Raw genomic sequence first — 19,150 nt, 5'->3', positions numbered from 1 at the left:
GCCCCGCGAGACAAGAGAGACCCCGATGACCGGCAAGCCCTCCGTGCTCTTCGTCTGTGTCCACAACGCCGGCCGGTCCCAGATGGCCGCCGCGTGGCTGGCCCACCTGGCGGGGGACCGCGTCGAGGTCCGCTCCGCCGGCTCCCGTCCCGGCGCCGCCGTCAACCCCGCCGCCGTCGAGGCGATGCGCGAGGTCGGCATCGACATCTCGGCGCGGATCCCGAAGATCCTCACCGTGGACGCGGTCGAGAAGTCCGACGTCTGCGTCACGATGGGCTGCGGCGACACCTGCCCGGTCTTCCCGGGCAAGCGGTACCTCGACTGGGCCCTGGACGACCCGGCCGGCCAGGGCGTCGAAGCCGTACGCCCGATCCGCGACGAGATCAGGAAGCGCGTCGAGGACCTGATCGCCGAGATCGCGCCGGACCGGCGGTGAACCCGGGAGTGACCCGGCTCACAGCGGCCTGACGCAACGGTTGCGAATGGAAAGCCCCGGCACGGGCAGGCGAGCCAGGGACTGGTGCACGTCGGCTTCGCCGCCCCTTCGTGATGGAGAGAAACCTGTGCTGATGGCTCACCCCGCGATATTGCGCAACCTCGTCCAGCGGTACGAGGCGCTCCAGGTCCGCCACGCGGAGGAGGACTCCTTCGAGACGCTCCGGGGGCTGGAGGACGTCACGTACACGCTGTGCGTCTCCACCGGCACCCGGACCGTCGAAGCCGCCCTGACCGTCGCCGAGCGCCACGTGGCCGCCGCCCCCGGGGCGCACCCGGCGGACACCGACGTGCGCCTCAGCGCCTGAGATCGGGGAGACGAGAACGTGGGAATGAACCCGCCCATCTACGACCAGCTGATTCGCGAGCACGGCGATGTCGTCAGCGAAGCCCGCAAAGCGGCGGACGAAACGCGCAGGCAGGCGGAGAGCGCTCTGGACTGGAGCACGCTGAGGCCCCGCCCCTACGACCCCTGGTCGCGCTGAGAAAACCCGGCCGTACGGTACGAGCGCCACGGCGAGCGCGGAGGTGCCGGACGCACGCCCCGTACACGGTGGAGCCTCCGTGAGACGCCGACGCGCCTCACGATCACCGATGCCGCGGCCGGGGGTGCCGGACGCCGCTCCCCGTACTTCCACGGCGCCTCCCGGACGCGTCCCGTGCCCGACGGCGTGTCCACGTCGATCCGGGCGGGCCGTCCTGTCTCATTTCCCGGGACATCCGCCGGCGCCCGGGAGCAGCCATGTCCTTCCCCGCAGATCAGTCCTCCGCCGACCGGAACCGGAATCCGGGCCCCCGGCGGATCCCGAAGGCGCTGGTGACCGGCGCGACGTCCGGCATCGGGCGGGCCGTCGCGCTGCGGCTCGCCGCCGAGGGATTCGAGGTGGTCGTGCACGGCCGTGACGCCGCCCGCGGGGCCGCGACGGTCGAGGAGATCACCGCGAGCGGCGGCCGGGCGGGATTCTTCGCGGCGGACCTGACCGACCCGGAGGCTGTCCGGCGACTGGCCGAACACGCCGGTGACCTCGGCGTCCTGGTCAACAACGCCGGATTCTCGTGGTTCGGTCCGACCGCGGACCTGGACGTCGAGACGTACGACGCGCTGTTCGCCGCCAACGTACGCGCGCCGTTCCTCCTGGTCGCCGCCGTCGCGCCGGGCATGGCCGCCCGGGGCGACGGCAGCATCATCAACATCGGCAGCATGGCCGGCACCATCGGCCTGGCCGCGGGGTCGGCCTACGGTGCGACCAAGGCGGCCCTGTCGGCGCTCACCCGGGCGTGGACCGCCGAATTCGGCCCCAGCGGCGTCCGGGTGAACACGATCGCCGCCGGGCCCACCTATGCCGGCGGCGCCCCCTCCGACCGGACCACGGCACTGGCCGAACAGACCACGGCACTGGGTGCGACCACCCCGCTGGGCCGGGCGGCGGACGCCGCCGAGATCGCGGAAGCCGCCGCCTTCCTCGCCTCGTCGCGCGCGAGCTATGTCGCCGGCGCCACCCTGGCCGTCGACGGAGGACGGACGGCTGTCTGAGGAGACCGCTGCCCGGGCGGACGGCTCTCCAGCGGGAGCCCGGTCAGCGGCTCCGGCGTGAACTCGCGTGAGCGCCGCGTCGTCTGCGCTGATACGTGAGGATCAGGAAGACCGTGGCGAGAATGGCGACCGCCTGGGCGACGACGGTGAGGACCTTCTGCCCGTACCAGAGCGGTTCGTACATGTTCGGGAACGGGCCCCACGCGCCCACGTCGGCGTAACGGTAGATCAGCAGCAGCGCGAGTCCTCCCGTGGCCACGGACCAGGCGAACAAGTCGACCGGCAGCCGCCGCCAGACCAGGACGAGCAGCGCCGCGAGCCCGGCGAAGGCGGCCTCGATGCGGAAGAGCGTGCCCTGGCTGATGTCCGCCGAGATCGCGTCGTACCGGTCGGCGAGATGGGCGTGCAGGTACGAGTCCACCGCGAGCCCGGCGGCGGCCAGCACCCGGGCCACGCCCCGCAGGAGGCGGCGTGTCCGGCCGGGAAGAGCGGGTGGGGCGGAGGTGTCCGATGACATCGCTTCTCCTCGTGCGCCGGTGGCGGTGGATCACTTGACGATGAGCGTCCCCTTCATGAAGGGATGGATGGTGCACATGTACTTGTAGGTGCCGGCCTTCTTGGGCGCGGTGAAGGTGACCGTCTTGCCCACGCCGATGTCACCGGTGTTGAACGCCTTGCCGGTGATGGCCGTCAGGGTGTGGGTGGTGGTGTCCTTGTTGGTCACGGTGATCTTCGCGCCGGGGGACACGGTGATGCTGGCGGGCATGAATTTGAAGTTGTTGATGGTGATCTTCGTCTGACCGCTGCTGGAGGACGACGCGGACGGTGACGCGGACGCGACCGGGACCGTGTTCCTGTTTCCGGCGGCGTCGAGGACGAACCACTTGGCGCCGAAGGCGGTGCTGGCCTGGCCCTTGGTCTCGCCGGCCTTCTTGTCCCCCTCGAACAGGTACAGCGGGTGGCCGTGGTAGGTCACCTGCTGGCTGCCGTCGGTGCGCACGCTGGTGGACAGCAGGCTGGGGTTGACCCCCTTGCCCGCGACGGCCGTGCCGGTGACGATCAGCGGCGGCCAGTCGTCCGCGCACTCCCCTTCACAGCTCGACTTGTTGGTCTTGTCCTTCTCGAAGAGATAAAGGGTGTGGCCCTTCTCGTTGACCAGGATCTTCCCGATCGGGCTCGATGTGAGGGACACCTTCACCGCGGACGGGGCGGACGGGGTCGAGGACGTACCGGCGGAGACACTCGCCGCCGGGGCCTCCGGAACGCTCGCCTCCTCCACGGCCGAGTCAGCCACCCGCGCGGACGATTCACCCCCGCTGCCGGAACATCCGGCGACGGCCGCCACGCACAGCATGGCCGCGGCGACCGCCGTGACTGCCCTGGTGTTGCTCTTCATCGAGGCTCCTCAGATCCGGCCGCCCCACGGGCAGCACACCGACCGGCCGATCAGGGCCGTGTCACCACTACACGGGAGGACCCGCCGCCGAGCCACCGGACAGAGCCGTCCGACGTACAGCGCCCCGGCGAACGTGGTGATCGTCCGGGCGGCCGTGCCCCAGGGGCCCGGTCCGCTGTTTACCTCGCGGAGGTTCGAGTGAAAGCAGCAGACATGGGCCCGGCGGGCCGACCGTCCCGTCCGTCGCACGGACGTGGGCGCGGGAAACCCCCGCGCCGCCGGACCGGGCGGTGGTTCGCCCTCGCGGCCGCCGTCCTGGTGCTCGCCACGGGCGCGGCGGGCGGCTGGCTCTACAGCCGGCTCAGCGGCAACATCCGCGGCGCCGGAGTGGCCGGCGCGCTCGGCGACAACCGGCCCCGGGCCACCCAGGGCGGTGAGAACATCCTGGTCATCGGCTCCGACAGCCGCAGCGGGCTGGGAGGCACCTACGGCAGGGGCCTGACGACCATGCAGTCGGACACGCTGATGCTGCTGCACATCGGCGGCAGCGGCAAGTGGGCCACCGTGGTGTCCTTCCCCCGCGACTCCTGGGTGCCGATCCCCGCCTGCGTCCAGGGCGATGGCGCCACCTCGGTCCCGCACCACTTCAAGATCAACGAGGCGTTCGCGATCGGCGGCTCCTCGGGCGACACCGCCAAGGCCGCCGCCTGCGCCATCAAGACCGTCGAGCGGAACACCCGCGTCCGGATCGACCACTTCATGATCGTGGACTTCCGGGGGTTCACCGGGATGGTCAACGCCCTCGGCGGAGTGGAGGTCTGCCCCCGGCGTCCCATCCACGACGCCAAGGCCCATCTGGACCTCCCGGCCGGCTGCCGGACCGTCAAGGACGACCAGGCCCTCGGGTACGTACGCGCCCGCTACAGCCTCGGGGACGGCACGGACATCGGCCGCATCGGCCGCCAGCAGGAGTTCATGGCGGCCCTCGCGGCCAAGGCCAAGACCCAGCTGTACAACCCCAGGGCGCTGTACGGATTCCTCAACTCGGCCACCCGTTCGCTGACCACCGACCCCGAGCTGGCCGGCCTCGCGCGCCTCTACGACCTGGCCTCCGACGTCAAGGGCCTGCCCACCGAGCGGATCGCGTTCCTGACCGTTCCCAACTACCCCCGGGAGCGCGACGTCCCCACGGACAAGGCCAATGTCGTCTGGAACCCGCCCGCCGCGCGACTGCTCTTCACGGCCCTCACCCATGACCGGGAGATGACCAAGGACCGGCTCGCCCGGGTGGCCGGCCGGCTGCCGCTGCCGGCGAACGCCGTGCGGGTGACCGTCCTCAACGGGACCGCGGTCCCCGGCAAGGCCCGTGAGGTGGCGGACCAGTTGACGGCACTGGGCTTCCGGATCGCCGGCACCGGGAATTCCCCCGCCCCGGCCGGACGGAGCAGTCTCCGCTATCCCGAGGGACTGGCGGCCGAGGCCCGGTCGCTGGCGGCGAGACTTCCCGGTCTGGACCCGCTCCCCGGTCCCGCCCCGGTCTCCGCGGCGGACCCGGTCTCCGCCGGCGGTCCGGTCTCCTCCGCCGAGGAGGGCACGGGACCGAGCGTGACGCTCACGGTCGGCCCCGATCTGCCCGCACTCACCGGCTGACCGGCCGTGCCAGTGACAGCAGCGCGGTGTAGGCGCTCTGGATGAACGCCCGCCCGGCGGGCGGACCGGTGTTCGCCACGGCGACCAGCGCGGTGCGGTGCCGGGGACTGAATCCGGCGAAGGCGGTGAAGCCGAGCGTGCCTCCCGAGTGGTGGTAGACATCGCCGTCCCGCCGGACCCGGATGTTCCAGATGAGTGCCAGCCGCCGGTCACCGCCGGGCAGGGCGAGCCGGGGGCGGGCCACGTCCACCAGGGCCGTACGCAGGGCGGCCGGCGGCACGCCGGAACCGCCCGGCGCGTCCAGCAGGGCGTCGAGCAGGGCCAGCAGATCGCGCGCGCTGGAACGGACCGCCCCCGCCCCCGCGAGACCGGGGATCCGCCAGGGCGGCAGGGCCCGGCCGTGCCGGTAACCCGTCGCTCCCGAGGGCCCGGGCGCGCAGGTGGTGTCGTCCAGACCGAGGGGGTCCAGCACCCGGGCCGCGAGAAGCTCCCCGTAGAGCCGCCCGTCCGGGTCCTGAGGCGGCTCTCCGTACGCCGGGCCGCCGGGCGCGGCGGCCCGGGTGAGGAGGTGGCCGAGGAGACCGGCACCGAAGTTGGAGTACCGCAGCCGGTCGCCGGGGCGGGAGTGCGGGCGCGTCCTGGCGAGGGCGCTCAACAGGTCGTCGGTCGAGAAGGCGGCGTACGGATTGCTGAACAGACGGGGCGCCGCGCCCCGGAGCAGACCGGGGGGCAGCCGGGGCAGCCCGGAGGTGTGGGTGGCCAGATGCAGCAGGGTGATGGGCCCGCCGTGCGGCCGGGGCAGACCCCGGGGCGGCAGGAAGCGGCTGAGCGGGTCGTGGTGGCTGACCTCGCCCCGGGCGGCCTGCTCGGCGAGCAGCAGCGCGGTGAAGCACTTGGTGAGCGAGCCGACCTCGAACCGGGTGGAGTCCGTGACCGGGACGGAGCCGGCGTGCGCGGTGCCGCCGTGGGTCACGACGGCCCGCCGGTCGCCCTGGCGCAGGGCGACGGCCACGCCGCTCGCGCCGTGCGCCGAGGCCGCGACGGCGGCGGCCGGCCCGTGGGCCCAGTCCGGGCACGGCGGCCGGCCACGGGTGTTCGCCGCGTACGCCGTCCGCTCGGTCACGTGTGGGCGCCGAGCGTACGGGAGACGGCGAGCGTGCCGGCGACCGCCGCGACCACGGTGGTGTGGTGGTGCGCGGCGAACCGTTCGGCGGGATCGGTGCTGACGGGCTCCGCGTCCCGGGGCATCAGGCCGTCGTCGTGCTGCAGGGCGGCCAGCCGCTCCCAGTCCGCCGGGTCGCAGAGGGGATCGGGGAGGGAACAGCCGACGATCATCAGCTCGCCCATCAGGTCCCACTGTCCGATCTCCGCCCAGATGTCGGTCCACACCGGCAGCCAGTCGGCGAGATACGCGGAGATGTCGGCGGGCAGCGCCGAGGGGATGCGGCCCCAGTCCGTGGCGTGGAAGACCGTGTGCGTCATGTTGTACCCGGTCATCCAGTCGACGAGCCACGGCTCCGGGACCGCGCCCAGCCAGCAGGCGCGGATCAGCGCGTCCCGGTCGACGGCGCGGGCGCCCCCGTCGAACCCGCCGAGCCGGGCCGCGTTGGCGACGGCGAGGCGCCGGTTCGGCAGCATCTCCGTGGCACGGACCGAGCGCAGCGAGGTGGTGTGCGTGAGCAGCCGGTCGAGCGCCTCGTGACGGTAGCCGCAGCGGGTGAAGTGGCCGTACGTCTCCAGCGGGTCACTCATCATCGGATAGCGCAGCAGCCGCTCGTGGAGCATCGCGCCCCCGCCGAGCTGCTTCCAGGAGAAGTCCAGCAGCTCGCGGGCGAGCCGCAGTTCGGTGCTGCCGGCGACCGCCTCGCGCAGCACGAGGGACGCGGCGAGCGCGGTTTCGCCCAGCGGCTTGTAGACGCTGTCGGGGTCGGCGAGTTCGACGGTGGTCCCGGCGGGCAGCGCGCCGCGCTCACGGTGGTCGTACAGCCAGGCCAGAGCGCGGCCGGCGATCCGGTGGGCGGCTGGTGTGACGGACATGGCCATCAGGTCTCGGTCCGATCGGGCGGCGATCAGCGGGGTGACCGCGAGGGGCAGCGGGTTCGGGGGAGCGCGGGCGGGGTCACGCGGTGATCAGATGACGGGCGATCGCGGTGTCCAGCGCGAGCCGGTCGCCCTCGGCCATCAGGCCGAGGTGCTCCACCAGCGGCGCCGGGTCGAGCCGCAGCCGCACCCCGTCCGCGTGCAGCCAGGCCAGCCAGCGCGTGATGCGCGCGGCCGTGGGGTAGTCGCCGCGCAGTACGGCGCGGCTCGCCCCACGGGCCAGTCCCAGCGGCGCGGCGCGCGCGGCGTCGTGCACCGGGCCGTCCAGTCCGGGCAGCGCCAGGGTGGACAGCTGACCCATCATGACCGACCACGCGGCCCAGCCGGTCCCGCCGTCGCGGTGCCCGGCGCCCGGGGGCGGCTCCGGCAGCCGAGGCGCCGTCAGCTCGCCATTCGCCCCCTCGGTGAGCAGGGTCAGCAGGGTGACGGTGGCCCAGTCGCGCCAGGCCATCACCCAGGGCCCCTCGGCCCCGGTGGGCGGCGGCTCGGGCATCTCCCGCGAGGGCGGCGCGGATGTGAAGGCCAGGGCCACCGCCTCCGCGTCCTGCGGAGGGAAGGCGGCCCCGGTCAGCAGGGCGGGGGCGAAGGTGTCGGCGCCCAGGATGCGGATGGCGGCGAGCGCCGCGCCGGGGTCCCGCGCGTTCTCGACGTGGTCGGCGACCATGGCCGTGCCCCCGGTGCCGTGAAGGGCACCGAGGGCACGTCGTGCCAGGCCGGCCGCTGATGCGTGATAGGCCGTCCGCGACCGGTCGGGACTCACCGGGTCTTCGGCTCCGCGGGCTCCTTCGGTGAAAGGAGAAGGAGCAGCAGCAGGACGCCGGCGCCCTCCGGTGCGTACACCGGGGCGTCGCTCATCGGCGCTTCGGGTTCGGTCATCGCCGTACCCAACGCGTGCTCGTCGAGGGTGATTTCTGCCGGGCTGATGGTCCGGGAAAGCATCATCGGCTCCTCGTATAGACGGTGTCGCCCTGTCTGGGCAATGCCACACTCAACTGTAGGGTGAATCGGGCAAATCAACCAATTGGGACGATAGTTCACCATTCAAACCCCGGGTCGATCCGGGCTCCCGCCTATACATGGAAGGGAACGGTCGTCACGACGATCTTCGGAAGCGGCCGCAGCGCCCTCCGCAGCCGCCCCGCCAGATAGCTGTGCAGAATCCGGTGCCACCAGTGCCGTACGACGATCTCCGGCAGGATGACGGTGACCGTCAGGTCCGGACGCTGGTGGTGCAGCGACTCGATATAGCTCACCAGCGGCGCGACGATCGCCCGGTACGGGGAGATGACGACGCGCAGCGGAAGATGATCGCCCCACAGGAGCCAGGCGTCGTGGAAGCGCTCGGCGTCCTCGTCACTGGGGCTCACATGCACGGCGAGGACGGGCTGCTGGAGGGAAGCGGCGTAGGCCAGCGCGCGCATGCTGGCCTGGTGCAGCCCTTCGAGCGGTACGACGGAGAGATGACGGATCTCCTCCGGGGTGTCCTCGGTCTCCGCGTCCCGCTCCTTCCCCGGCGCCCCCGTCGACACCGAAGGCACCCAGGGCCCCGGCGGAGGCGGTGGCGGCGGTGGCTCCTCGGTGCCGGGGAGGGGAGCGATCGTACGGCTGGGGATCTCGATCATCTGCGGGTGCAGCCTCAGCGCCTCGCGCACCTTGTCGTAGTGGCTCCGGATCCGCGTCGTCACCAGCAGGAACAGGGCGACGGTGAGAATGGCCAGCCACGCCCCGGCCGTGAACTTGGTGACACCGGCCGTGATGAAGACGACCGCCGAGAGCAGGGCGCCGGTGGCGTTGAAACACAGACTCTTGCGCCAGTGCCGGTCGCGCCCGCGCCACCAGTGCACCACCATGCCGCTCTGCGACAGGGTGAAAGCGAGGAAGACCCCGACCGCGTACAGCGGAATCAGCGACGCGGTCCTGCCGTCGAACGCCACGTAGACCACCGCCGCCGCCACCGAGAGCACGATGATCCCGTTGCTGAAGGCCAGCCGGTCGCCCAGCCGCAGGAAGATGCGGGGCGCGTGATCGTCGCGCGCCAGCAGGAACAGCACCCGGGGGAAGTCGTTGTACGCGGTGTTCGCGGCGAGCAGCAGCACCAGCGCCGTCGCCACCTGCGTGAAGACGTACATGCCTCCGGAACCGTAACTGCGGTGGGCCAGTTGGGACAGGATCGTCTCCTGGGACTCCGGGACGAGCCCCTCGAAATGAACGATGGCGACCGTGCCGGCGAAGAGCACCACGAGCAGCCCGATCATCCAGGTCAGTGTCGTGCGCGCGTTGCGCCAGGCGACCGGCTGGAAGGCGGGGACCGCGTTGGAGATCGCCTCGATACCGGTCATCGCCGTCGCACCGGAGGCGAACGCCTTGGCCACCAGCAGGACACCGACACCCTCGGTCGCGTGCAGCGGCGGCGTCGCGACGGTATGGAAGTCACGCCCGGACGCGTGGTAGAGCGCGACGCCGACCAGCGACAGGATGGCGATGATGAAGGCGTACGTGGGCGCCGCGAACAGCGCCCCCGCCTGCCGGACGCCGCGCAGATTCCCCGCCAGCAGAACGGCGATGACCAGTACCCCGATCAGCACGACGTCGTCGGCGAGTCGCGGGATCGCCGAGGTGACCGCCGCCATTCCCGACGAGACCGAGACGGCGACCGTCAGGATGTAATCCGTCATCAGCCCGGCGGCGGCCACCAGCCCCGGTACCCGCCCCAGATTGTCCGTCGCGACGATGTACGAGCCACCGCCGTGCGGATACGCGCGGATGGTCTGACGGTACGACGCCCCGACGGCCAGCATCAGGAAGACGATCGCCAGGGACACCGGCACCGAGTAACGCAGCCCCGCCGTACCGGCGAGCACCAGGACCGCGAGCAGCGCCTCGGGGCCGTACGCCACCGACGACAGCGCGTCCGCCGAGAGGACCGGCAGCGCCACGATCTTGCGCATCCGTTCCCGCGCGATCGCGGTGCTCTTCAGCGGCGCCCCGAGCACCGCGCGCCGCAGACGCAGGCCGAATCCGCCGGTCACGGCCGCGCCCTCGGTGCCCGCCTCCTCGGTGCCAGGCTCCTCCGGTCCGCCCCCTCCGGGCCCGCCCTCTCCGGTACCGGCCGCCTGTGACGGCGGCTCACGGAGCGCCGGGACCCGCACGAAACGGCCGAAGCGGGCCGGTACGATCTGCGCCGGTTCGGGATAGCTGCCGACCTCGGGATCCACCGGCAGCGCGCGGCGCCATGCCTCGGGGGCGGCGGAGACCCGCCCCCACTCGTGCCCCACCTGGCGCAGCAGCGCCGACTGCTCCGCGTCCAGCTTCGGCATGATGACCGGGCCGCCGCCGCTGTCGCTCGTGGTCCGGCCGCCGCCCCGCCCGCCTGCTCCCTGGGTATCCGTCACACCCGCGAGTCTCTTCGGCGGACCGGGCCGCCGGTCCCTCCTGCCCCGGACGACACACGGGCGGCCACACCGACCACCCGTTCGGGTGTACGAGTGCGCCCCGCCCGGCCGTTCACGCCCCGGACCGCGCCTCCTCCGCCGGCCGGCGCGCCCGGCGCGCCCGTCCGGCCCCTGTCGACGAGAATCGCGCACGTCGGCCCCGGCGCCGCCACGGTGTGAGAGGCACGCCGGCGGGCAGACGCGCAGCGTTGCGCAAGCGAGAAGGAAAGGACGTGCGGCACATGCGAGTGGCGTTTCTCGTAGCGACCGAGGGCATCGAGCAGGTCGAACTGACGCGGCCGTGGCAGGCCGTGGGCGACGCCGGAGGCGAGCGGACGCTGGTCTCCACGGAACCGGGGACGGTGCGGGCGTTCAACCACCTCGACAAGGGGGACACCTTCCCCGTCGACCGGACGGTCTCCGGGACGACCGCCGCGGAGTACGACGCCCTGGTACTGCCCGGGGGTGTCGCCAACCCGGACGCACTGCGGACGGACGCGGACGCCGTGGCGTTCGTACGGGCCTTCTTCGACGCGGGAAAGCCGGTGGCGGCGATCTGTCACGCCCCGTGGACGCTCATCGAGGCCGACGTGGTGCGCGGCAGGACCCTGACCTCCTGGCCGAGCCTGCGCACGGACCTGCGCAACGCGGGCGCCACCTGGGTCGACGAACAGGTCAAGGTCTGCACGTCCGCGCCGAGCACCCTGATCACCAGCCGGAAGCCCGACGACCTCGACGCCTTCTGCGCGGCGTTTCTCCAGGCTTTCGGCGGCTGAGGCCGGGACGCGGCGGCCGGGAACGGGGCCGGGGCCGGATCCCGCCCGCAGGGTCAGGGAAGAACGGTCAGCGTGAAGGAGTGCCCGGCGGGGTCCGCGTAGACGCGTACGTCACGCGGACCGCCGTTGTCCTTGGTGTCCAGGGGCCTGGCCCCCAGACTGATCGCCTCGCGCTCCGCCTCGTCGATGTCGCCCCGCGACACCAGGATCCGCAGGTGCGCCTGCTGGGAGCTCTCCGGGCGCGGCCAGCTCGCCGGCGCGTATCCGTGATCCCTGCGGATCGCGAGATGGACTCCGCCGTCGCCGACGATCTCCACGAAGTCCGGATCCCCGCCGATCCGGATCTCCGCGTCGAGGAACGTCGAGTAGAACTCCGCGAGCTCCACGGGTTCGGCGCAGTCGAGGACGAGAACACTGGTCTTCGCGACAGTCATGCCCCTGCGTCTGCCCCGCGTGCTCACCCGCACACCGTGCGTCAGGTCCGGTTGCCGTCGCGGGGGGGGGGGGGCCCCCCCCCCCCCCCGCGCCCGGGGGGGGGGGGGGGGCCCGGGGGGGGGGGCCCGGGGGGCCCCCCCCCCCCCCCCCCCCGCCCCCCCCCCCCCCCCCCCCCCCCGGGGGGGGGGGGGGGGGGGCGGGGGGGGGGGGGGGCCCCCCCCCCCCCGCGACGGAAGGAGAACGGTGAGCGATCGACGGATGGAAGGTCCCGGGGAACACGGCCCCGTCATACCCAGGGACATGCCCGACCAACAGGTCCAGCCGGGAGACGATCCCCTGGACATCCGGCCCGCCGGGCGGGACGCCACGGACGCCACGGAAGACACCGACACCACGGAAGAGACCGTCGGCACGGAGGACGGCGGATCCGACCAGCGGATTCCCGACCCGGACGAGTCCGGAGCGGGCCGCCGGGGCAGCCCGCGGCGGGGCGGCGTGCACCCGGAACAGCCCGTACCGGACGAAGCGACCGGCTGACGGCTCCGGTCGCACACTCGGTCCGCCGGAGAGAGCCTGGAAGCGATCACGTCATCGCCGGGCACCTCGCGGCGGTGGGGCGGAACGGCGGTACAGCGGTACGGCGGTACAGAAAGGAAAGATCCACGTGAACACAGCGGAGCATCCCGAGGCACAGGTCATGGTGGCACTCAGCGGCCGGGTGAAGGAGGACGCGCGCGCGGTGTTCGGTGCGCTCGGTACGGCCTTCGCCTCCGATCGCGCGGCCGACGACATCCCGCAGGACGTGGCGGGGAACCGTCCGACCGTGTGGACGGCGACGTTCGACGTGTCGGACGCTCACACGAAGCCCGGACCGGCCAACCTGACGCAGCCCGTCACGGTCACCCTGCACGGCGGCTACCAGGCGGTGGACAGCCTGCGCAAGGCCCTCACCTCCGCGTTCGCGGTCCGGGTCGTCGGCACGGCCTCCGGTGACCAGGAGGAGGAGGTCCAGCTGCGGCTGGAGAGCCACTGACCGTTGAACTCGTGCCGCGCGCTGCGCGCGGCACCCGGTACACAGAACCGCGTACGCCGGCTCCCTCGGCGTACGCGGTCGCCGTTCCCGCACCCGTGTTGCGGGCCCGGCCGGGCGGGCGCACGCTATGAGTGACCCAGAAGTGTCACCCGCTCACGCTTCGTATTCGGGGGTCGTTGGTCTCGACGTGGTGAAGCATGCGGGCCTCTCGCTGAGGAGCCTCGAACATGACCGTTCCGCTCGACCGTCACTACCTGGTCGAACTGCACGCCTCCCCGGAGCGCGTCGCGCAGATACGGCGCATCGTCGCCGCGCACCTCCGGTTCTGGAAACTCGACCCGCACGTCGGGCCCGTCTGCGCGGGCCTCGACGAACTGCTGACCAACGTGCTGCGCCACGCCGGCGACGACAACAGGTGCGTGCTCGAACTCCGTTGGCGGGGCCGTCATCTCACCGCCTCCGTGGCGGACAACGGCCCGCCCATGCCACGCCTGGTCACGGCCGGCGGCGGCGGACTCGCCCGCGTCGCCGCTCTGAGCGACAGCTGGGGGACCTGCGCCACCGCCGACGGCAAAGTCATCTGGTTCACCCGCAGTGTGCGGACGCCGCAGAACATCCCCCGGGTGCCGTGGGCCCCCCTCGCCGGGCTCGACGCCGCGCAGCGGCAGCCGGCGTCCGTGCCGGGGCCGGTGCCCGCCCCTGTCCTGTCCCTTGTGTGACGCCGAAGCGCCGCGCACCGGGCGGACTCACGTCCGCTCCGGGCGCGCGGCGCTCACGACGACGGCGCTCGCGGGGGTCCCGGGGGACCCGCACCGCCGCCTACGCGTGGTCGGGGTTCGCGGTTTCCTAGGGGGTCTCGGGATTCTCGGGGTTCTCGGGGTATATCGGGTCCGGGACGAGATGGACGGCGGCCTCCTCGGCCGACGCGGCGGCGCCGTCGATGCCGACGTCGCTCGCGATCATGTCCTTCTCGGCGTCCTCGTGGGCTCCCTCGTCGGGGGCGACCAGCCGTCCGGAGCGGTACTCCCCGACCTCACCGTCCAGCGTCTCGCCCTCGCCGAACGGCAGGTCGCCGATGCCGTCCCCGTCGGGGACGGTCTGGTCGGGGATCTCCTCCGCGAGTCGCTGGTCGAGCGATTCGCCCGCCCGCTGCTCGGCGGCCGTCGTCCCCGTGTGCTCGACGCCCAGCGGGCGCTCCGGAGGGGACCAGCCCTCGTCGAAGGGGTCCGAGCCCCGGTCGATGAGCGTGTCCTCCGGGTCGAGGATGCCTTCGTCCTCGGTGACCTCGGAGTGATCCGGCTGGTAGACCTCGTCGCCCATCTCGCTGCTGTCGCCGCTCACGTCGTACTCCTCGCTTCGTTCCTCTCCCGCGACGGCTCAGGCGGCCGGGTGAAGGAGTACCTTCGTCCAGCCGTCGTCGCGGGCGTCGAAGTGCCGGTACCCCTCGGCGGCCTCGGCAAGCGGGAGTTCGTGGGAGACGATCCAGGACGGTCGGGCCCTGCCCTGCTGGATGAGTCCGCACAGCTGGCGGTTGTACGCCTTGACGTTGCACTGGCCGGTGCCCATGGTCTGGCCCTTGAACCAGTGCAGGCCGTAGTCGAAGGCGACCTCGCCGTCCTGGTAGAGGCTGTCCGGGCTGTTCGGGTCCTGCGGCACGAAGACCCCCACGACCCCGATGCCGCCGGTGAACTTGACCGAGTGGACGAGGTTGTTGAGGGTGGCGTTGGGATGTTCCTGGCCCTGGGCGTCATGGGCCTGATAGCCCACGCATTCACAACCACGGTCCGCGCCGGCGCCGTTGGTGATCTCGTTGATCCGGTCGACCGCCGACCCCTTCGTGTCGTCGACGGGGATGGCGCCGATCCGCTCGGCCAGGGCCAGCCGGTCCGGATGGCGGTCGACGACCATGACCTGGCCCGCGCCCTTCAGCGTCGCCGAGAGCGCGGCCATGAGGCCCACCGGCCCCGCTCCGTAGATGACCACCGATTCGCCCGCCCGCAGGCCCGCGAGTTCCGTGGCATGCCAGCCGGTGGGGAAGACGTCGGAGAGCATCACGTAGTCGCTCTGCCTCTCCCTGGCCTCCTCCGGCAGCACCAGACAGTTGTGGTCGCCGTACGGAACCCGCAGCAGCTCCGCCTGGCCTCCGCTGTGCGGTCCCATCCCGGCGAAGCCGTACGCGGCGCCCGCCATCGTCGGGTCCGGGTTGGTGGTGAGGCAGTAGGCGGTCTTTCCCGCCTCGCAGTTGCGGCAGAACCCGCAGGAGATGTTGAACGGGAGACAGACCAGGTCGCCGACGCGCACCCGGTCGATGCCCTCCCCGATGGCGATCACTTCGCCCATGTTCTCGTGGCCGAGTGTCCGCCCGGTCTCCATCTCGGTCCGGCCTTCGTACATATGCAGGTCCGACCCGCAGATGTTCGTGGTGGTGATCTTCACCAGGACATCGGTGGGACGCTCGATCCGGGCGTCGGGGACATCCTTGACGACGACGTCGCGGGTGCCTTCGTACACAAGAGCCTTCATGGCGTGTTCCCCTGCCTCTCGGCGCGCTCCGGCAGCACAGCCGTCCAGGTCGCCAGGAACGCGCGTGTGGTCGGTCGGGTCAGTGCTGCTCGACGTGTCTGCCCGAGGGCGGCTCACCCCTCTGATCCCCTTTATTTCCTTTATCCCCTTTGTCCAGACTCCCATCAATCACCGCCGTGTCAACCGCCGTGTCAGCCGACAGGTCGACCGGCAGGTCAACGGGCAGGCGAACGGCCCCACCCGACAGGGCGGAGCCCGCCGCCGGGCACCCCTGGTGTTTGTCCCCGCACGCGGGGGGCACGTGGTCAGTCCATCCGTACGACCCGATATGTCACCGTCCGGAGTCGAACGTGAGCCGAGAACGCATCGTCATCGTGGGAGCCGGATTCGCCGGCTACCAGGCCGCCCGTACGCTCTCCCAGCGCGTACGCGACAAGGCCGAAATCGTCCTGCTGAACCCGACCGACTACTTCCTCTACCTCCCGTTGCTGCCCCAGGTCGCGGTGGGCATCCTGGAGCCCCGCCGGGTGACGGTCTCCCTCCTCGGCACCCTGCCCCGGGTACGTCTCGTCCTGGGCGAGGCGGATCACATCGACCTGGAGTCGCGGCGCATCGCCTACACCGGACCCGAGGGCGAGCGGGGTGAGTTGGCGTACGACAGGCTGGTCCTCGCCGTCGGCAGCGTCAACAAACTGCTGCCGGTCCCCGGGGTCGCCGAGTACGCGCACGGCTTCCGGGGGCTGCCGGAGGCGCTCTACCTGCGGGACCACGTGACCCGCCAGATCGAACTCGCCGCCACCACCGAGGACCCCCGGGAGTGCGCGTCGCGCTGCACCTTCGTCGTGGTCGGCGCCGGCTACACCGGCACCGAGGTCGCCGCTCAGGGCAAGCTCTTCACCGACGCCCTGGTCCGCAAGCAGCGCGTGTGGAAGCACGCGAGCAAGCCGCGCTGGCTGCTCCTCGACCTCGCCCCGCGCGTCCTGCCCGAACTGGACCGCAGGCTCTCCGAGACCGCGGACCGCGTGCTGCGCGCCCGGGGCGTGGACGTACGCACCCGCATGTCCGTCAAGAAGGCGGAACCGGACGGGATCACGCTCGACGACGACGAGTACATCGAGACACGCACCCTCGTGTGGTGCGTGGGCGTACGGCCCGACCCGCTGGTCTCCACCCTGGGGCTGCCCGTCGAGCGCGGCCGGCTGATCGTCGACCCGCAGCTCAATGTGCCGGGCCACCCGGAGGTGTTCGCCTGCGGCGACGCCGCCGCCGTACCGGATCTGACCCGGCCGGGGGAGTACACCCCGATGACCGCCCAGCACGCCGGACGGCAGGGCAAGGTCGCGGGCCGCAATGTGGCCGCCTCCCTGGGGTACGGGGAGCGGCAGACCTACAAGCACAACGACCTGGGATTCGTCGTGGACCTCGGCGGTGTCAAGGCCGCGGCGAATCCCCTCGGGGTGCCGCTGTCCGGACCGCTCGCGGGGGCCGTCACGCGCGGCTACCACCTGGCGGCCATGCCCGGAAACCGGGTGCGCGTCGCGGCCGACTGGATGCTCGACGCGATTCTGCCGAGGCAGGCCGTACAACTCGGCCTCGTCCGCTCGTGGACGGTACCGCTCGAATCGTCGTCCCCCGAACTGGCGAGGGTCCCCGGCGCACCTGACGCACCCGGCGCACCTGACGCACCTGACGCACCTGACAAGGAGTGACATGACCACCAAGACCGCCGGTACCGCTCTGAGCAGCGCCGAACTGACCGAACTGGCACAGCAGTTGAGGGTCGACGCCGTACGCGTCGCCGACACGGCCGGGTCGGGCCACCCGACCTCCTCCATGTCCGCCGCCGACCTCATGGCGGCCCTGCTCGCCAACCATCTGCGCTACGACTTCGACCGGCCCGGGCATCCGGGCAACGACCGGCTGATCTTCTCCAAGGGGCACGCCTCGCCGCTGCTGTACTCGATGTATCTGGCGGCGGGCGCGATCGACGAGGAGGAGTTCCGCACCTACCGCACTCTCGGCAGCCGCCTCGAAGGCCATCCGACACCCCGGCTCCCCTGGGTCGACACCGCCACCGGCTCGCTCGGCCAGGGCCTGCCCGTCGGCGTCGGCATGGCGCTCGCCGGCCAGCGCCTCGGCAGCTCCCCGTACCGCGTCTGGGTGCTCTCCGGCGACAGCGAGATGGCCGAGGGCTCGGTGTGGGAGGCGATCGAGCACGCCGGTGACCAGCACCTCGACTCGCTGACCCTCGTCATCGACGTCAACCGGCTCGGCCAGCGCGGCCCCACCCGTCACCAGCGGGACCTGGAGGCGTACGGGCGCAGGCTGCGGGCCTTCGGCTGGCACACCATCGAGATCGACGGCCACGACATGGACGCCGTCGACGCCGCCTTCGGCGAGGCGCGGTCCACGACGCGCAGGCCCACCGCGATCATCGCGGGCACCCGCAAGGGCCGGGGCGTCGCCGCCGTCGAGGACCGCGAGGGCATGCACGGCAAGCCGCTGCCCGACGAGCGGGAAGCCATCGAGGAACTCGGCGGGCGGCGCGACATCCGCGTGCGGGTGGCGAAGCCGGACGGAGACGGGACCTCCCACGGGACCTCCCGTGCCGGCGACCGCGCCGGGCGGGGCGCCGCCGTCGAACTGCCGCGCTACGACCTGGGCGAGGAGGTCGCCACCCGGGACGCGTACGGCAAGGCGCTCGCCGCCCTCGGCACGGCGCGCGGCGATGTCGTCGCCCTGGACGGCGAGGTCAGCGACTCCACCCGCGCCGAATTCTTCGCGAAGGAGCACCCGGAGCGGTTCTTCGAGTGCTACATCGCGGAACAGCAGCTGGTGGCGGCCGCCGTCGGCATGCAGGCGATGGGCCACGTCCCGTACGCCTCGACCTTCGCGGCCTTCCTGACCCGCGCGCACGACTTCCTGCGCATGGCGGCCGTCAGCCGTGCCTCGCTCAATGTCGTGGGCTCGCACGCGGGCGTCGCGATCGGCCAGGACGGCCCGTCCCAGATGGGCCTGGAAGACCTCGCCATGTTCCGTTCCCTCCACGGCAGTACGGTGCTCCACCCCTGCGACGCCAACCAGACGGCGCAGCTCGTGGCGACCATGCACGGGCTGTCCGGCGTGCGCTACCTGCGCACGCTGCGGGGGAAGACCCCGGTCATCTACGGCCCCGACGAGCGCTTCCCGGTCGGCGGCAGCAAGGTGCTGCGGCACTCGGACGCGGACCAGGTGACGCTGATCGCGGCCGGCACGACGGTCCATGAGTGTCTCAAGGCGGCGGACCTGCTGGGCCGGGAGGGCATCCCCGTCCGGGTCATCGACCTTTACTCCGTCAAGCCGGTCGACGAACGCACCCTCCAGGCCGCGGCGGTCGACACCGGCTGCCTGGTCACCGTGGAGGACCACCACCCGCAGGGCGGTATCGGGGACGCGGTCGCCGAGGTCTTCTCCGACGGCCGTCCCGCGCCGAAGCGGCTCGTACGCCTGGCGGTGGGGAACATGCCGGGCTCCGCGACCCCGCAGGAGCAGCTGCGGGCGGCGGGCATCGACGCGGACTCGATCGCGGCGGGGCTGCGTCTGCTGGTGGAACAGATCATCAACTGAGCGCGGGACGTGGCGGGGCACGGGATGCCCCGCCACCCGCTCTCGTCCCACGCATCGCGCCCGACGTTTTTCGCGGCGCCACGTTTCGGAGCGGGCCATCGGGTACCCGGAAAAAGAGGCCCGCGGTCGCGGGCCGTGCGGGAGACATCCAGCAGACACGCGGCAGAGAGG

General features: G+C 72.3%; 21 protein-coding genes. 11 read left to right on the top strand and 10 right to left on the bottom strand.

Annotation, left to right across the window (positions count from 1 at the left end):
• Positions 1-25 precede the first annotated feature (25 nt).
• The 4 genes from ACIBAE_RS13735 (at position 26) to ACIBAE_RS13720 (ending at position 2,029) form a co-directional block, all read left to right on the top strand.
• Entirely contained in the window at positions 26-436 is a 411-nt protein-coding gene (locus tag ACIBAE_RS13735; protein WP_399284742.1) for an arsenate reductase ArsC, read from the top strand.
• A gap of 127 nt (positions 437-563) precedes the next feature.
• A complete protein-coding gene (locus tag ACIBAE_RS13730) occupies positions 564-803 on the top strand; it encodes a DUF5133 domain-containing protein (RefSeq protein WP_399284741.1) in 240 nt (79 codons plus the stop codon).
• 24 nt (positions 804-827) lie between these two features.
• Positions 828-980: a hypothetical protein gene (locus ACIBAE_RS13725; protein WP_399284740.1), complete on the top strand. Its 153-nt coding sequence runs from the start codon at positions 828-830 to the stop codon at positions 978-980.
• A gap of 257 nt (positions 981-1,237) precedes the next feature.
• Complete coding sequence (locus ACIBAE_RS13720) at positions 1,238-2,029, top strand: SDR family NAD(P)-dependent oxidoreductase (protein WP_399284738.1); 792 nt, start codon at positions 1,238-1,240, stop codon at positions 2,027-2,029.
• Between the two features lie 43 nt (positions 2,030-2,072).
• On the opposite strand, the gene ACIBAE_RS13715 is transcribed toward ACIBAE_RS13720, so the two are convergent.
• Both ACIBAE_RS13715 and ACIBAE_RS13710 read right to left on the bottom strand, forming a co-directional pair.
• Positions 2,073-2,546 (bottom strand): hypothetical protein, encoded by a 474-nt coding sequence (locus ACIBAE_RS13715; RefSeq protein ID WP_399284736.1) that lies wholly within the window; start codon positions 2,544-2,546, stop codon positions 2,073-2,075.
• A gap of 30 nt (positions 2,547-2,576) precedes the next feature.
• Entirely contained in the window at positions 2,577-3,425 is an 849-nt protein-coding gene (locus ACIBAE_RS13710; RefSeq protein ID WP_399284734.1) for a cupredoxin domain-containing protein, read from the bottom strand.
• A 213-nt stretch (positions 3,426-3,638) separates the two neighbouring features.
• Here ACIBAE_RS13710 and ACIBAE_RS13705 point away from each other — a divergent pair, with 213 nt between their 5' ends.
• Positions 3,639-5,075, top strand: coding sequence for an LCP family protein (locus ACIBAE_RS13705; protein ID WP_399285040.1), 1,437 nt, complete (start codon positions 3,639-3,641; stop codon positions 5,073-5,075).
• Here the strand turns inward: ACIBAE_RS13705 and ACIBAE_RS13700 are convergent.
• The 5 genes from ACIBAE_RS13700 to ACIBAE_RS13680 all read right to left on the bottom strand — a co-directional run bounded on the left by ACIBAE_RS13700 (position 5,065) and on the right by ACIBAE_RS13680 (position 10,492).
• Complete coding sequence (locus ACIBAE_RS13700; RefSeq protein WP_399284732.1) at positions 5,065-6,198, bottom strand: serine hydrolase domain-containing protein; 1,134 nt, start codon at positions 6,196-6,198, stop codon at positions 5,065-5,067. The two genes, ACIBAE_RS13705 and ACIBAE_RS13700, sit on opposite strands and share 11 nt — an antisense overlap.
• Entirely contained in the window at positions 6,195-7,118 is a 924-nt protein-coding gene (locus ACIBAE_RS13695) for a DUF6895 family protein (RefSeq protein ID WP_399284731.1), read from the bottom strand. Before ACIBAE_RS13695 ends, ACIBAE_RS13700 begins: the two co-directional genes overlap by 4 nt.
• A 76-nt stretch (positions 7,119-7,194) precedes the next feature.
• Positions 7,195-7,839, bottom strand: a complete 645-nt coding sequence (locus tag ACIBAE_RS13690; protein ID WP_399284730.1) for a hypothetical protein — start codon at positions 7,837-7,839, stop codon at positions 7,195-7,197.
• A 92-nt stretch (positions 7,840-7,931) separates the two neighbouring features.
• Entirely contained in the window at positions 7,932-8,117 is a 186-nt protein-coding gene (locus tag ACIBAE_RS13685) for a hypothetical protein (protein ID WP_399284728.1), read from the bottom strand.
• A gap of 128 nt (positions 8,118-8,245) precedes the next feature.
• Positions 8,246-10,492, bottom strand: coding sequence for an APC family permease (locus tag ACIBAE_RS13680; RefSeq protein WP_399285038.1), 2,247 nt, complete (start codon positions 10,490-10,492; stop codon positions 8,246-8,248).
• Positions 10,493-10,848: 356 nt separating this feature from the next.
• Here ACIBAE_RS13680 and ACIBAE_RS13675 point away from each other — a divergent pair, with 356 nt between their 5' ends.
• The gene (locus ACIBAE_RS13675; RefSeq protein WP_399285036.1) at positions 10,849-11,382 is read left to right on the top strand and encodes a type 1 glutamine amidotransferase domain-containing protein; all 534 of its coding nucleotides are present in this window, start codon (positions 10,849-10,851) and stop codon (positions 11,380-11,382) included.
• Between the two features lie 53 nt (positions 11,383-11,435).
• On the opposite strand, the gene ACIBAE_RS13670 is transcribed toward ACIBAE_RS13675, so the two are convergent.
• Entirely contained in the window at positions 11,436-11,816 is a 381-nt protein-coding gene (locus tag ACIBAE_RS13670) for a VOC family protein (protein WP_399284727.1), read from the bottom strand.
• Positions 11,817-12,060: 244 nt separating this feature from the next.
• Between ACIBAE_RS13670 and ACIBAE_RS13665 the strand changes: the two genes are divergently transcribed.
• The 3 genes from ACIBAE_RS13665 to ACIBAE_RS13655 all read left to right on the top strand — a co-directional run bounded on the left by ACIBAE_RS13665 (position 12,061) and on the right by ACIBAE_RS13655 (position 13,569).
• Positions 12,061-12,354, top strand: a complete 294-nt coding sequence (locus ACIBAE_RS13665) for a hypothetical protein (protein ID WP_399284725.1) — start codon at positions 12,061-12,063, stop codon at positions 12,352-12,354.
• Between the two features lie 160 nt (positions 12,355-12,514).
• Complete coding sequence (locus tag ACIBAE_RS13660; protein WP_399285034.1) at positions 12,515-12,850, top strand: hypothetical protein; 336 nt, start codon at positions 12,515-12,517, stop codon at positions 12,848-12,850.
• A gap of 227 nt (positions 12,851-13,077) precedes the next feature.
• On the top strand, positions 13,078-13,569 hold the full coding sequence (locus tag ACIBAE_RS13655; RefSeq protein WP_399284724.1) for an ATP-binding protein: 492 nt from the start codon (positions 13,078-13,080) through the stop codon (positions 13,567-13,569).
• 127 nt (positions 13,570-13,696) lie between these two features.
• Here ACIBAE_RS13655 and ACIBAE_RS13650 read toward each other — a convergent pair whose 3' ends face one another.
• Together ACIBAE_RS13650 and ACIBAE_RS13645 are read right to left on the bottom strand one after the other, a co-directional pair.
• The gene (locus ACIBAE_RS13650; RefSeq protein ID WP_399285032.1) at positions 13,697-14,170 is read right to left on the bottom strand and encodes a DUF5709 domain-containing protein; all 474 of its coding nucleotides are present in this window, start codon (positions 14,168-14,170) and stop codon (positions 13,697-13,699) included.
• A gap of 57 nt (positions 14,171-14,227) precedes the next feature.
• Positions 14,228-15,373 (bottom strand): glutathione-independent formaldehyde dehydrogenase, encoded by a 1,146-nt coding sequence (locus ACIBAE_RS13645; protein ID WP_399284722.1) that lies wholly within the window; start codon positions 15,371-15,373, stop codon positions 14,228-14,230.
• 350 nt (positions 15,374-15,723) lie between these two features.
• On the opposite strand from ACIBAE_RS13645, the gene ACIBAE_RS13640 reads away from it, so the two are divergent.
• Positions 15,724-17,082 carry an NAD(P)/FAD-dependent oxidoreductase gene (locus ACIBAE_RS13640; protein WP_399284721.1) on the top strand — a complete coding sequence of 453 codons (1,359 nt, stop codon included), beginning with the start codon at positions 15,724-15,726 and terminating at the stop codon, positions 17,080-17,082.
• Between the two features lies 1 nt (position 17,083).
• Positions 17,084-18,979: a transketolase gene (locus tag ACIBAE_RS13635; protein WP_399284719.1), complete on the top strand. Its 1,896-nt coding sequence runs from the start codon at positions 17,084-17,086 to the stop codon at positions 18,977-18,979.
• The last annotated feature ends 171 nt before the right edge of the window (positions 18,980-19,150 follow it).

Source organism: Streptomyces sp. NPDC051569 (genome assembly GCF_044454085.1).
In the GTDB taxonomy this organism is placed as follows: Bacteria; Actinomycetota; Actinomycetes; order Streptomycetales; family Streptomycetaceae; genus Streptomyces.
The sequence above is the reverse complement of the archived record's forward strand: the minus strand, read 5'-3'. Positions and strand labels throughout refer to the sequence as shown.